This is a genomic window from Celerinatantimonas sediminis (assembly GCF_046054195.1).
In the GTDB taxonomy this organism is placed as follows: Bacteria; Pseudomonadota; Gammaproteobacteria; order Enterobacterales; family Celerinatantimonadaceae; genus Celerinatantimonas.
Window position 1 is genome coordinate 38,548 of the sequence record NZ_JBEQCS010000012.1, and the last position, 13,935, is coordinate 52,482.

General features: G+C 44.9%; 11 protein-coding genes. All 11 read right to left on the minus strand.

The genetic code is table 11. The features are described 5' to 3' along the window. Positions 1 to 2: 2 nt before the first annotated feature. On the minus strand, positions 3 to 1,043 hold the full coding sequence (gene fliM / locus ABTQ23_RS13885; protein ID WP_408616335.1) for a flagellar motor switch protein FliM: 1,041 nt from the start codon (positions 1,041 to 1,043) through the stop codon (positions 3 to 5). 13 nt (positions 1,044 to 1,056) lie between these two features. After that, on the minus strand, positions 1,057 to 1,572 hold the full coding sequence (gene fliL, locus ABTQ23_RS13890) for a flagellar basal body-associated protein FliL (protein WP_408616336.1): 516 nt from the start codon (positions 1,570 to 1,572) through the stop codon (positions 1,057 to 1,059). A 103-nt stretch (positions 1,573 to 1,675) separates the two neighbouring features. Next, the gene (locus ABTQ23_RS13895; RefSeq protein WP_408616337.1) at positions 1,676 to 4,096 is read right to left on the minus strand and encodes a flagellar hook-length control protein FliK; all 2,421 of its coding nucleotides are present in this window, start codon (positions 4,094 to 4,096) and stop codon (positions 1,676 to 1,678) included. A 161-nt stretch (positions 4,097 to 4,257) separates the two neighbouring features. Continuing rightward, the gene (fliJ, locus tag ABTQ23_RS13900) at positions 4,258 to 4,707 is read right to left on the minus strand and encodes a flagellar export protein FliJ (RefSeq protein WP_408616338.1); all 450 of its coding nucleotides are present in this window, start codon (positions 4,705 to 4,707) and stop codon (positions 4,258 to 4,260) included. Between the two features lie 20 nt (positions 4,708 to 4,727). Further along, on the minus strand, positions 4,728 to 6,065 hold the full coding sequence (gene fliI, locus ABTQ23_RS13905) for a flagellar protein export ATPase FliI (protein ID WP_408616418.1): 1,338 nt from the start codon (positions 6,063 to 6,065) through the stop codon (positions 4,728 to 4,730). After that, on the minus strand, positions 6,040 to 7,077 hold the full coding sequence (gene fliH, locus ABTQ23_RS13910) for a flagellar assembly protein FliH (RefSeq protein ID WP_408616339.1): 1,038 nt from the start codon (positions 7,075 to 7,077) through the stop codon (positions 6,040 to 6,042). The genes fliI and fliH overlap by 26 nt, the downstream gene beginning before the upstream one ends. A 3-nt stretch (positions 7,078 to 7,080) precedes the next feature. Next, positions 7,081 to 8,109 carry a flagellar motor switch protein FliG gene (fliG, locus tag ABTQ23_RS13915; RefSeq protein ID WP_408616340.1) on the minus strand — a complete coding sequence of 343 codons (1,029 nt, stop codon included), beginning with the start codon at positions 8,107 to 8,109 and terminating at the stop codon, positions 7,081 to 7,083. Continuing rightward, positions 8,099 to 9,841, minus strand: a complete 1,743-nt coding sequence (gene fliF, locus ABTQ23_RS13920) for a flagellar basal-body MS-ring/collar protein FliF (RefSeq protein ID WP_408616341.1) — start codon at positions 9,839 to 9,841, stop codon at positions 8,099 to 8,101. Before fliF ends, fliG begins: the two co-directional genes overlap by 11 nt. 20 nt (positions 9,842 to 9,861) lie before the next feature. Next, positions 9,862 to 10,224, minus strand: a complete 363-nt coding sequence (gene fliE, locus ABTQ23_RS13925; protein WP_408616342.1) for a flagellar hook-basal body complex protein FliE — start codon at positions 10,222 to 10,224, stop codon at positions 9,862 to 9,864. A 107-nt stretch (positions 10,225 to 10,331) separates the two neighbouring features. After that, positions 10,332 to 12,443, minus strand: coding sequence for an EAL domain-containing protein (locus ABTQ23_RS13930; protein ID WP_408616343.1), 2,112 nt, complete (start codon positions 12,441 to 12,443; stop codon positions 10,332 to 10,334). A gap of 184 nt (positions 12,444 to 12,627) precedes the next feature. Further along, entirely contained in the window at positions 12,628 to 13,917 is a 1,290-nt protein-coding gene (aroA, locus tag ABTQ23_RS13935) for a 3-phosphoshikimate 1-carboxyvinyltransferase (protein ID WP_408616344.1), read from the minus strand. Positions 13,918 to 13,935 lie beyond the last annotated feature (18 nt).

Below are 13,935 nucleotides of genomic sequence, written 5' to 3' on the forward strand. Positions count from 1 at the left end.
CTTTAATCATAACCCATTTCTTCATCTGTTTTACGGCGACTGCGCGCCACTACCAGTTCTATATCACTTTTAACCGATTCAGGACGTTTTAATTTCTCACTAATTTTCAGTGCTAAATTATCGCCGCGACGCCCGATCTTGGCATGAAAACTTGGTAAATCTTCAATAAAGACCAGTGCACTTTCTGGCATATCCACCGGGATCACATCTCCCGTGCGCATATTTAAAAGCGCTCGTAAAGACAGCTCAGCTTGTAACAGACGCGCCGATATGCTCACGGGCACATCCATAATCTCTTCTTTTAAAGCGCTACTCCAGCGCTGATCGGTGTCTTCATTATCACTTTGTACCCCAGCATCGAGTAGTTCACGAATCGGCTCAACCATCGAATATGGCATCGAAATATGAAAGTCACCGCCGCCGCCATCCAATTCAATATGAAAAGAGCTCACAACAATCACTTCACTTGGGCTAACGATATTAGCCATTGCCGGGTTTACTTCTGAGTCTAGATATTCAAATTCAACATCCATAACCGGCGCCCAAGCTTCGCGATAATCTTCAAAGACAATCTTGAGCAACATCTGGATGATTCGTCGTTCCGTTGGCGTAAACTCACGACCTTCAATTTTAGCGTGATAACGTCCATCGCCACCAAAGAAGTTCTCCACCAAAATGAAGACTAAACGCGCTTCCATGGTAATCAGCGCAGTTCCTTTAAGTGGCCGAAAACGCACCATATTCAAACTGGTCGGCACAAACAAAGTGTGAACATATTCGCCAAACTTGAGCATCTGCACGCCATTAATCGACACTTCAGCCGTGCGCCGCATCATATTAAATAGACTGATCCGCAAGTGTCTGGCAAAACGTTCATTCACCAATTCCAGCGTAGGCATACGCCCACGCACGATGCGATCCTGAGATGAAAAGTCAAACTCAGTGACATCGCCACTTTGTGCCTGTGGCGCTTCTTCCTCTTCAATATCGTCAACGCCATGTAATAGCGCGTCAATTTCATCTTGGCTTAATAAATCAGTCACGACGTCTCTTTGCTTATTGCATTACAAACCCAGTGAACAGAACTTTTTCAATCACGGGTTTATCGGTTAATCCCTGCATCGCTTTGCGAGTTGCATCCAATGCTTCATTACGTAGTTTATCTTTGCCACCTGGCGTTGAAAGCTGCTGAACTGTCGCGGCAGAAAATATATTTAATAACGTGCCTTCAATCAGTGGAATGTTTTTCTGGGCCAATTTTTCGTTATCTTCGCCCCGCACCATTAACTGCACTTTGATCTGCACCAGCCTATCTCTGTCTGTACCATTGACGTTAAAAACAAAGGGCCGTGGCATACCAACATAAAGAGCCTGCTCTTTTACAGCTTCAGTTTCTGTTTTAGCGCTCGACTGCGCGGCCCCTGGTTTAGCTGGCTCATCACTACCACCTAATAGGAAAAAAGCTGCTGCACCACCTGCTATCAGTACGACTAAAACAATTGCGATAATAATGATAAGTTTTTTCTTACCACCACCGGACTCTTCAACTTTTAACTCGCCTTCATCCGCCATTTTCGTCTCGTTAATCAATTACTTTGGTTGCATGCAATTATGGCATAGTTACAGCTAGTTAGTCATTTAGCAACGTTAAATTAGCTATCTATACCCGCTTTTCTTAAGCATAGTAGTCAATCCCATCATCTGTAGAAAGTTGTGAGCTTAAAAGATGAGGCAAACTTTCTTCAGCAACAACCTCACTCGCACTATGACCAAACGGCTGCTGACCCGCAAAACCACCTTGTGATTGCCCACCGGTTTGAGCAAATCCTTGTTGCTGTGGATTTCCAGAGTTTCCTTGGTTGATCTGGCTCTGACCTAATTGAATGCCCTGTTGCGCTAACATATCGCGCAGTTTCGGCATTGATTGTTCCAGCATCTCACGAGCTTGAGGATTGTGCACATGGATTTGCACTTGAGCCTGATCGTGATTTAAATTCAAACGAATTTGCATAGCGCCAAGATGACCTGGATCGAGACGAATATCGGCAGATTGCAACTTATTCGACACCATATAATTAATACGTTCATTAAGCTCGCTCGAAAGCTTACTTGGCTGATTCATAGCTAACTGGCTGGCAAACGACCCATCATTTTTAGATGCATTCGTCAGCGGATTATTCGAACCTAACTGCGCGCCACCTTGGTGCTGACTCTGCGCACCTAGCCCTGCATGTTGTTGACCTGCTGACAGTGATATCTCACTGTTTGCAGCCAAATGTGCAGCTCCCAATTGCGTGCTATTTCCTTGTTGCTGAGCCTGCGCTTTATGTTGCGCATGATTATCACCCGATTGAGCAGCCGCTATCATTGCTGCCTGTTCAGCATCTTTCACTGTTTGTCCGTGAGCTGCGCCATTTACACCGTTTGCATTTGCCTGCTGCGTTGGATTTTGCGCCAATGCTTGCTGAACGGATTGCGCAGCTGGCGTTTGACTTTGCGTCGTTGCTGAAGCTTTAGCCGCTGCATTGTGAATCGCCGCTGCGGCGCTAGCAAGCGTAGCTTTGCTCTTTATATCATCACGTACAGGGGCGGGTTCTAAGCTATCACTCGATTGCTGAACTATATTTTGAGCACTCGTAGTCTCTTTGGCGTGAATATGGCTTACTGGGATTTGACTCGCCTGACTGACTTTAGCCGTTTCAACCGCCGTATCTTTTGCCGTTTTTTCACCACTTACCAAGTGTGATAATTGAGCAGTTAACGCTGCAATTTTATCTGCTAACTTATTGACACTTTGAGTGTCAAAATCAGAGCTCTGTTGCTTATTATTCTGCAGATGTTGCATTTTTAACTCAGCTAGCGCTAACAAGGCGACATTTTGCACCATCTTATTTGTCGCGCCAGATGAGCCTGAAACAGGCTGCTGATTTTGTTCTGATGCAGAAGCGGTGTTTTGCGAAGTTTTTTTAGGCTCTGCTGGATTGAGCAAATGGGTCAATTGCGCTTGGAGCTGGCTAAGCAAGGTTGCATCATCATCACTTTGCTTCGGCTGATGTTTTGCTGATTTCATCGGCTCAATATACGCATCTGATTGATCAGCGGATGACTTTTCATCCATCGAACTGACTTGAGCAAGTTGCTCAGAGAGTTGTTCCAGCACTTTGCGCAATTTCGGATCTAATTGATTCAAATGTTCAGCATAATGGCTCTTACCGCTTTTTGATTGCGCAATTGCCTGGTTCAGCATCTGTAAAGTTTGATGCAACTGCAAAGAGCTAACATCGGCAGATTTTGACGTATCTAGATGAGCCTTGGCATCGCTACTTTGAACTTTTTGCAGCATCATCAACGCAAGTTCCATAGCGCTAGGCTGCTTGCCATCGGCCGATTGCAACTGTTTGCTAGCGCTTAATTTTTTCGCTTGTTCAAGCACCTGCATTGCAAGTTTGAGTTTATCGCTCATTGATGAAGTTTGCTCAAGCTGCATATCTGCATTTTGGGCCTTCTCAAGGCGAGCCAATAACTGCATCGCTCTGGACTCGTCTTCACTTACAACCACCGATGAATCATCTTTAGTGCTCACGGGGGCTTGTTGTTGCCCATTTTTTTTAACGCGAGCAATTTGCTCATGGTCTTTGCTAGGCTGGTTGGATTGAGCCTTATCCGTATCAGTTGGGTGGCTCTTTAATCCATTTTTTGCAGCTTTGCGTGAATCTTTATCACTTGCCACCTGACGATGCCCATCATCAGATGATGCCGATGTTCTCTCTGTAGAATTGTGCCGCGCAGCAGTGGTTTTGGAATTTGTCTGGCTATCCTTTGATGTATTTTTTACGTGATCATTATCGGTGGCTCGATGCGATTGAGAAGCTTTGGCCGGAGCTGTTTTAGCAGGTTCAGAATGTCCCTTAACAGAGGCATGTGACGGCATAGAATTGCCGCTTTTAGTACTCGAGTGATTTAATTGCTGATGAGCTCTTGAAAAAGCATCATTAAACACAGTTGCCGATGATGGGGAGGACAACATGCCAACCCGGGCATTGTCAGACTTTGTAGGAGCCAGTTGGCTAATGTTTGCAACATTTACCGTAGCCATCGATTTCATTTCCCTTGCCAATAATTTCCAGACTTCAGCTGTGGCCTAACGGCAACTCAGCAACCTTTCATAAGGATTAAGCAAAAATTAAACCAAGTTGTAAATTACGTAGAGAGTTGTCATGCAATGACTGCGACTCTTGGCAAAGATTCTATGGATGATTAATCAGAAAGCAGATTTCGCCGGGCGAACTGTGTCGTTGCATATTCATCCAGCAATTTCTGCTCAGAACGAGCTTGTTTTAGCGCTTCTTTTTGCCTTTGTCGCTCTATCAGCTGTTCAATTGCTTTATGGCGGTTGGCAAGATCTAGCCACTCGCGACGTTTGCGCTCCACATTGGTTCGCAATTGGGCAACGCTTTGTTGCTGTTCGATTTCAGCTTTTTCAATGGTCTGAATAAATGATTGGTATTGGTGAAATCCTGACGCGAGCATCCCATCAGAACCACGCTCCATCGCCTGCACCATATAATTATGACGATAACTTTCTAACTGCCGTAGTTGGTGTTCAAAAGAAGCCAATTGTTGACGGGCCAATGAAAATTCAGCAACGGCTTGTCGCTCTTGCTTTTCCAGTTGCTCGCATAAAATCGTTAACGCATTACCCGCCATAGAATGTTCTCACCGCTTAATTATTGATGATTCATCTGAGCCATCTGCATTAAGCGCTGCAGCTGCGTCAGACTTTCGTCAAAATGGATACTCTCTTTCATGGTTTGCTGCAAAAACTGATCCATTTGTGGCTTCAAATTTATAGCTAAATCAATTCGAGGATCTGAGCCGCGCTGATATGCGCCTAGATTAATCAAGTCACGGTTTTGCTGGTACTGGGCATAGAGCATTTTAAGTGCTCGGGCAAGTTGTTGGTGTTCATCGCTGGTCACCGCAGGCATCACACGACTAATCGATTTTTCAATATCAATGGCAGGATAATGACCGCTATCAGCAAGCTCTCGGGATAACACAATATGGCCATCCAAAATGGCACGAGCAGCATCGGCAATCGGGTCTTGTAAATCATCCCCTTCAGTTAAGACGGTAAAAAAGGCCGTAATGGAACCTTGCCCATTTAAGCCATTACCAGCACGCTCAACTAAACGAGGTAATTTTGCAAACACTGAAGGTGGATAACCTTTGGTTGCAGGCGGCTCGCCAATTGCTAACGCTATTTCACGTTGCGCTTGGGCATAACGGGTCAATGAATCCATTAACAGCAACACATTTAACCCTTGGTCGCGAAAATACTCGGCAATCGTTAACGTGGTATCACAGCCTTTCATACGCATCAGCGGCGATGCATCAGCAGGTGCTGCAACCACAACCGAGCGGGCCCGCCCCTGCTCGCCTAAAATCTCTTCGATAAACTCTTTAACTTCACGGCCACGTTCACCAATCAACCCAACCACGACGACATCAGCCGTAGTCCCGCGGGTCATCATGCCCATCAGCACACTTTTACCGACACCAGAGCCGGCAAACAATCCCATTCGCTGCCCCTGGCCAACCGTCAACACGCTATTAATCGCCCGAACGCCGACGTCCAAAGGCTTGGATATAACCTCGCGTAGCATTGGATTAATACGCTCGGCGCTAAGCGTTGCGCGCTGCTGAGTCATAATATCGCCAAGCCCGTCTAAAGGTTGGCCGAGGCCATCAATCACCCGGCCCAATAGTTCTGGTCCAACATGAATATCATGCTGTTGATTTAAAGGTGTAACTCGAGCTCCAGGTAAAACGCCTGTTAACTGCTCACTTGGCATCAAATAGAGTTTGTCATTAGCAAAACCGACCACTTCAGCTTCAAGATTACCGGTAATGGTTTGCACATGACAAAGCGAGCCCACGGGTGCCCGACAACCAATAGCTTCGAGAGTTAAGCCAACCACTCGAGTTAACTTACCTGCCACGGTTGGCCCTTGGCGAAGTTCAGAGACTTTGAATTGACTAAGTGTTTGGCAAAGATTCATCATCTTCTCCGCCAAAATGCTCATCATGGTTTTCATCATCTGATAAGTCCTGGCGCGACTCAGGAAGCGGAGTCTGTGACTCATCGCTCTGGTTTTCAGATGGTTGGGTTAAATCAGGCGCCGATTCATTTAAATCACTTGCACTATTCTCAGATTCACTTGACTCATGAGCTTGCGCAAGTGGCTCAACGTCTGGAACTTCAGGAGGTTCAACAGTACGTGCAGTTTTAATATTATCGCTTAAGAAACGTTTCAAAGCGCGGTCCACCACATCGCTCATTGAGTAATCGATGGTTGAGTTTTGCGCTTCAATCATGCAATCACCGCGATTTAAACTACCATCAGCGAGCAGCTGCCAATGTTTTTTCTCTTGTGTTTCTTTAGGAAAAACACCTTCAATCACCAATAAATCATCAGGATGCAGATGGATTAACAACGTCTGCTCATTAACCGGCATCGCTTGAACAGCTTCTTTAACCGTGTGAATAATAACTTGTTTATTGGTGGTTAATTCAGTTTGAATAATGGCTTTAGAAACTTCACAAATCACATCGACTAATTGTAACTGCACTTGGGCGGTGACCTGTTGCACGGGCATCACTAACTCTTCAATCAATTTTTGCCAATAGCCTGACAAAGTATCAATTTGCGAATGGCCTTGCTCCAACCCCTCTTTTAAGCCTTGTTGAAGACCTTCGGTTTTTCCAGCCTTGGCGCCCTCTTCATGGCCCTGGGCAAAACCTTGCTCATAGCCTGCACTGCGCCCTTCGGCGTGGCCTTCTTCATAAGCGGTTTGCCGAATCTGTTCAAGATCTTCGAGCGTCAGCGGTTTAATAGGCTCTTCGTCGTTGTCAGAGCGAGCTTGTTCGGCCTCTTCTTTATACCAATGGTAAGGTCTATCAAATGCATCAGTATCTTCATGGTGAGGCGCATTGCCGAAATTAGGAAGCTCATAATCCTGAGCTTCCACGTGACGAAACTTCGCTATATCTTCATCTTTAATATGATCGGCCATCGATTACAGGAACTCCTCACCACCACCGCTACCGCCTAGCATAATTTCACCAGCATCAGACAGACGACGGGCCGTAGACAATATCTCTTTCTGAGCCGATTCAACTTCGCTCACACGTACAGGCCCCATCGCATCTAAATCGTCTTGGAGCATTTCAGCGGCACGTTTAGACATATTCCGCAAGATTTTCTCTTTAAGCTGATCGTCCGCACCTTTAATAGCTTTAAGCAGTACTTCTTGCTGGACATCCCGCAATAGCGTCTGGATACCACGGTCATCCACATCAATCAGATTTTCAAAGACAAACATGAGATCTTGAATTTGCTGCGCCATCTCTTCGTCACTTTCACGAATTGAATCCATGAGCATCCCTTCAACATTGGTATCGAGATAGTTCATGATATTGGCAGCAGCTTTCAGGCCGCCCATTTTCGCAGCCTGAGCCCCTGCTTGGCCGGCAAATTGTTTTTCCATGATCTCATTTAATTCGGTCAATGCCGCTGGCTGAACCTCTTCTAAGTTGGCAATACGCATCATCAAGTCAAGGCGCACTTTGTCAGGGAACTGCGACATAATCTCGGCAGATTGTTCAGGTTCAAGGTAAGACAATACGATCGTCTGGATCTGCGGGTGTTCATTTTGAATGATGCTAGCAACCTGACGAGCATCCATCCACTTGAGTGAATCAAGCCCTTTAGAGCCACTGCCCATGATAATCTGATCAACCAAATTAGCCGCTTTATCTTCACCTAATGCCGCATTTAACGCATTACGAACAAAGTCCTGACTGCCAATCCCAATATTTGTGTATTTCTGGATATCTTCGATAAATCGCTCATGTACAGCAACGACCCGGTCATGGCTAAAATCTTCCATGGAGGCCATTGCCATCCCTAAACGCTGCACCTGCTTTGGCTCTAAGTGACGGAAAATTGTCGCAGCATCTTCTTCATTCAGACTGAGCATCAAAATAGCAGCCATATCCGTTCCGCTGGTATTTGATAGATCATATTTTTTTTCGTCATTTGCCATCGTTTATCACCCAATCTTTAATGACCATTGCCGCCAAGTCTGGTTCGTTAGAGACCAGCGCCCGAACCGCTTTAAGGATATCTTCATCACGGTGCATATCAGGTAATTGTAGCTGACCATTTTGAATACCAAAATCTGTGCCTGTGATATCAGCTGATAAGAGCTCTGCATCATCACTGGTGTCATACGCTGACATTGCTGTTTCTAAATCGGTATCATCGGCTTCTTCATCAACACCATTATTCAACAGTCGGTTCAATGTCGGCCGAACAACTGCCAAAATCAGCACCACTAATACCAATACAGCCCCAGCAATACGCATCGCCCGCCAGAACCAATCCTGTTCCCATACGGGGAGATCTTTGACGGTATCAACTTGTGGGCGAGTAAATGGCACACTCACAACTTCCAGCGTATCGCCTCGTGACATATCAAAACCGATACCCCCTTCAAGCAGACGTCGAATATTTGCCATTTCCTCAGCACTGCGAGGGGCGCGAGTCACCTGGCCATCAGCTCCAGGGGTTGAGACATAATCAACAGCAACTGACACACTTAACCGGCGCACCACACCAACTTGCTGACGAGTATGGCTGATGGTGGTATCTAACTCATAGTTGCGAGTTTCTTCTTTATGGCTACGGCCACTGACTGAACTCTGATTGGCTTGCGCTTCCTTCTGAGTCTCAGGAATATCAGATTTTGCAGGCGGCTGATTAGACAACGCCCCGGGGATACCGAGTGGATTCTGCCCGCTACTATTATCCTGAACGGTCATTTCACTGCGAATCGCAGGCAAGTCAGGATTGTAGCTTTTCTGAGTCTGAACCACCGAGGTGAAATCCATCGAGACGTCAACTTGGGCGGTATAATTTCCAGCACCTAATACAGGCGTTAGAATCGAATCGATTTTATCTTTGTATTGTTGTTCGCGATTTTGTTCCACCTGTAACTGGCGACGATTTTGTAAATCAGCCGCACTCTCGCTACCTGAGTTAAGTAACTGACCATTTTGGTCGGTCACTGTCACCCGTTGCGGGGTTAAATCCTGAACAGCCGACGCAACCATGTCGACGATAGAATCAACCTCATTTTGTTTAAGCCCTAAGTTGACGTTTTTTAAAGTAACAACAACCGTTGCTGAAGGTTTCTGGCTATCACGGGCAAACACGTTATATCGAGGAATGGCGAGTAAAACTTTGGCTTTAGATACGGCCTGAATTTGCGTAATAGCACTTTCTAGCTGCCGCTCACGGCTAAGCTTGAGTCGTTCTTGTTCAAGACGCTGACTCACGCCAAAGCCCATATCTTTAAGTAAGATATCATCGCCATCAGATTGGGTTGGCGTACTAGCAACGCCACCACGAAGCATTTTCAAACGAATTGCTGAATATTGGTCGGCACGAACAAATACCGTTTTGCCTTCAACATCATATTTGATGTCATTCTGATCGAAGAAATCTAATGCCTTAACAAGCTCAGGAGCAGTATAGGTGCCAATTGGACGCATCTCAGGTTGTTTTGCCCACATCAGCAAAAATACCCCAAGAGCTAAGCAAATAGCCAAAGCAAGGATCATAATAATCTGGCGCAAAATAACACCATTTTGTAAAAATCCTAGCCGTGAACCGCTTTGCTGTTCATTCTCTTCTAAATCCACCGCTGCGCTATCTGGACCGGTCAATAATGCAGTATCATCATTGATTGGGGTATCAGTTGCTTCACCTGCCACAAGCGTCTCCTCAAATCACACTAGATTGGCATAGCCATTATCTGTTTATAGGCTTCAACCACTTTGTTGCGAACTTCGACAGTTGCATCAAAAGCGATTGAGGATTTTTGTGCTGCAATCATGACATCCGACAGGCTGACATTTTTATCGCCCATATCGAAGCGGGTTCGCAAATCACTCGTATTGCTCTGCAATGAATTTACATGGTTAATCGCATCGCTCAGGAGCTGACCAAAATCTTTGCTGGCTGAATTGCCCTGAGTCATTCCGGTTACTGCAGATGCATCGCTGCGATCAGCTCGAATCGCCTGTTCTGGCGATAATCCAGCCTGTTGGCTCATCGATTGCATCTGTTGAAGAAGTGGTGCTGCGTCCAATTTCATTGTCTTATCCTTACTGCCAATTTCCTGACAATTCCGTAGTTAGGATGGATAAAGCAATTGTTAGGCCAAGATTATATACCTAAAATAAATACATATAATTCAATGCATTAAATACTTTCCAAGGCGGGAGTTAAGCGGTTTTCACCAAGATATTGACGCACAAAATCCATCCACGCCATAGGTTTGGCATAATGGAATCCTTGGACAAATTGACACCCAAGTTGTCTGGCTAAAGTTGCCTGTTTAGCCTGTTCAACACCTTCGATTAAAATATGGTGACCAAAGCTCTTACCAACCATAGCAATCGCTCTGACAATTTGTTGATCGCTAATACCTTTTTCAAGGCCAGCTGTAAATACTTGGTCAATTTTTAGATGGGTCACAGCAAGGTTTTTAAGATAAGCCATTGAGCTATAACCTGTACCAAAATCGTCAATGGCAATATCAAATCCCTGCTGACGTAATCTGGCAATACTCTGACGCGCGGCAACCAACGAGTTCATAATCGCTGATTCGGTAATCTCCAAACATAATTTACGTGGCGGGACATGCCAGCGCTGAATCGAATCGAGAACTAATTTTTCACACAATCCACGAGAGATAGAGACCGCTGAGAAATTCACCGACAGCCGAAAATCTTCAGGTAATAAGGACTGATATTTAGCTAGCATTGCAACTGAATGTTCACAGACCCAATGATCTAAACGTGCAATCAGCCCTGTTTGTTCAGCAATAGGTATAAACTGTGCGGGTGAAATAAATTTCCCATCAGGTGTAAACCAGCGCACCAAGACTTCGGCACCAACAAGTTTACGAGGCACAGTTAAACTAAATTGAGGTTGAACAAATAATGTCAGCTCGTTGGAGTCAATCGCCTGGCGCAATTTAGCCTCAAGAGCTAATCGAGCACGAGAACACGAGCGTTGTTCATCTAAATAAACACAATTTCGCTGCTGATGGACGATTGCTTGACGTAATGCCAGATAAGCTTCACCAAGCAACACCTCTGAGTTCACTGAAATGCGTAAACTACTGTTATCGGTCCAACCAACATGGCTGCGCAACCGCAGTTTTAGACCATCAACATTAACCCAGCCGCGACACGTCTGAGCAATTTGCTGGGCCATTTGTTGGTAGCTATGTGGCGTTTTACCACTGAGCAGAACAAAATAATTATCTTGCCAGCAATAAAGTTCACTTCCCGGATATAACTTTTTAAGCTGTTTGCGACAATTGCAAGCAAATACTCTCAACAGCCGCTGGCCAGTTTCTAAACCATAGCTTTCATAAAGCTCAATCTGCCTAGAAAACTCAAACATAAAAATGCCCAATGATTGTTCAGTTTGCAACCAACGGGCGATATCTCGATGCAACTGATTTTCACTTTTGAGAAAATCAGTCGCAACTAAAAAGGATTTTGGTAACTGCCGTCGCAATCGATAATAACGATAAATAATCCAACATAAACAGACCAATAATAAGATACAGATAACCAAAGCACTCACTAAAAGCCACTGATGCTCAGATGTGCTTGGTTGGTGATGGTCCAGAGTTAAATCATCGGCATTAATATTACGATTAATCTGCCTAATCCAATTTGCTCCAGGGGTGAATTTCAGAGCTGATAAGCGATAATCACGCCACAATGGCAATCGATAATATTCGATATTTGAATTAAGAAGCGCGAATTTCTTAAATATATGCCGAGGCATTAAAACGCCCTCAACAAGATGATTTTCAAGCAACTTAACCCCACCATTCCAAGAAGGAAACATCACGGTTTGACCGAGGAAGCTCTTCTCAGAAAGATGTTCAATGGCGCTATCTTGAATACCAAGTTTTAACGCTGACAGTTTCTCTAATGATTGTGGGTGAGGCTGGCCTGATAAAGTAATTAATCCCCAGTGTTCTTGAAACAGATCATCACTAGACACCCACTGAGGGTCATTTTCAGAAGGGGTTAACCATAAATCAATATGTTGCAAGCTTAAGGCTCGAATACCCGCATCAGCGTTATGAAAGGCTATCCAACTCACTTTGCGAGAAGGGAGTAACTTTTTGATGTAATTGACTAAATACCCATTAACGTGCTGTTGACGAACATAATTAACTGGCGAATCAGAAGAAAATCCAATTCGCACAACCTGTGCGGTTGCCTGAGGAATATAACTTCCCCATAAACAGCCGAGCAAGAAACAGACTGTTCGAAAAAGCTTCAAGAAATTCAGAGCCTAAGCGGTGCGATAGAGAAATATCCTACCAGAAAAAACCATCTGCTTATAGGTAGAAAATTGAAAGATATCAATCTAGCTCTAACTTTATATACAATTAATAAAAAAAGGTTGACGAATCGGAGCAACTCATCAACCTTTTCATTAATCTTTTTTGATTAATTCAGTCTAATTATGCGTTTGCTATCTGAGCAAATTTATCAAAATAATCAGGAAATGTTTTAGAAGTGCATCCAGGGTCATTAATTGTGACAGCAACCCCGGCTAAAGCCACCAGTGAAAAACACATCGCAATACGGTGATCGTTATAGGTATCTATCGCGGCATGTTTTAACTGCCCTTTAGGAATCACTTTAAGAGAATCCTTACCTTCTTCAACTTCAACACCTAATTTGTTTAACTCACAGGCCATCGCAGCGAGGCGATCGGTTTCTTTCACGCGCCAGTTATAAACATTACGAATAAACGTTGGCCCTTTCGCCACTAAAGCAGCGGTTGCCAGTGTCATTGCCGCATCTGGAATCTCATTGAGATCTAAATCAACGCCGTGTAATGGCTGCACATGTCGAGCGCGAATAAAATCGTCACCCCATTCGATTTGTGCACCCATTTTTTCTAGTACATCAGCAAATGCGACATCCCCTTGCATCGATAAACGTCCGACACCTTCAACGGTTACATCACCAGACATCGCTCCGGCTGCTAAAAAATAAGAGGCCGATGAAGCATCCCCTTCGACTAAAAAGTGCCCGGGACTCACATAACTTTGCCCGGCAGGAATAACAAAACGTTGATAATCGTGATTTTCAACTTGAACGCCAAAGCGCGCCATCATTTTAAGGGTAATATCAATATAAGGCTTAGAAACTAACTCACCTATAATAGTGATTTCGGTGCTCTTTCGAGCTAACGGTGCAGCCATAAGAAAAGCGGTCAGAAACTGACTTGAAACCGAGCCATCAATATCGACTTTGCCACCAGCAAGACCGGTCCCTGTAATTTTAAGAGGAGGATAACCGGGGTTCTTTAAGTATTCTATCTTCGCACCGCTTTGAACCAATGCATCAACCAATGGCCCGATAGGACGCTCTTCCATGCGAGGCTCACCAGTGAGTTCAAATTCGCCCTGGCATAGCGTTAATGCAGCACACAAAGGCCGCATAGCCGTACCAGCATTTCCCAAAAAGAGCTCACTTTGAGCAGCTACAGGCTGCAATGCTCCTGCTAAACCATCCACTTCACAGCGCGTTTTATCTTCGCTCAAACGAACAGTTACGCCCAGTTGTTCAAATGCTTTGAGCATATGACGAATATCATCGCTATCCAGAAGATTTGTCAGGGTCGTGGTACCTTTGGCCATTGCCGCTAACAGAAGCGCTCGGTTAGAGATACTTTTTGAGCCAGGCAGGTGAATTTTGCCCGCAACAGTGTCAATTGGCTGAAGGGTCAATTGCTCGGTCATTCATTCCTCAATCATGGT

Bases quoted from the DNA above. Each gene is read 5' to 3' on its own strand.
- ABTQ23_RS13895 (WP_408616337.1), bottom strand. From the start codon at position 4,096: ATGGCTACGGTAAATGTTGCAAACATTAGCCAACTGGCTCCTACAAAG.
- fliH (WP_408616339.1), bottom strand. From the start codon at position 7,077: ATGGCCGATCATATTAAAGATGAAGATATAGCGAAGTTTCGTCACGTG.
- aroA (WP_408616344.1), bottom strand. From the start codon at position 13,917: ATGACCGAGCAATTGACCCTTCAGCCAATTGACACTGTTGCGGGCAAA.
- fliL (WP_408616336.1), bottom strand. From the start codon at position 1,572: ATGGCGGATGAAGGCGAGTTAAAAGTTGAAGAGTCCGGTGGTGGTAAG.
- fliG (WP_408616340.1), bottom strand. From the start codon at position 8,109: ATGGCAAATGACGAAAAAAAATATGATCTATCAAATACCAGCGGAACG.
- fliE (WP_408616342.1), bottom strand. From the start codon at position 10,224: ATGAAATTGGACGCAGCACCACTTCTTCAACAGATGCAATCGATGAGC.
- fliJ (WP_408616338.1), bottom strand. From the start codon at position 4,707: ATGGCGGGTAATGCGTTAACGATTTTATGCGAGCAACTGGAAAAGCAA.
- fliI (WP_408616418.1), bottom strand. From the start codon at position 6,065: ATGATGAATCTTTGCCAAACACTTAGTCAATTCAAAGTCTCTGAACTT.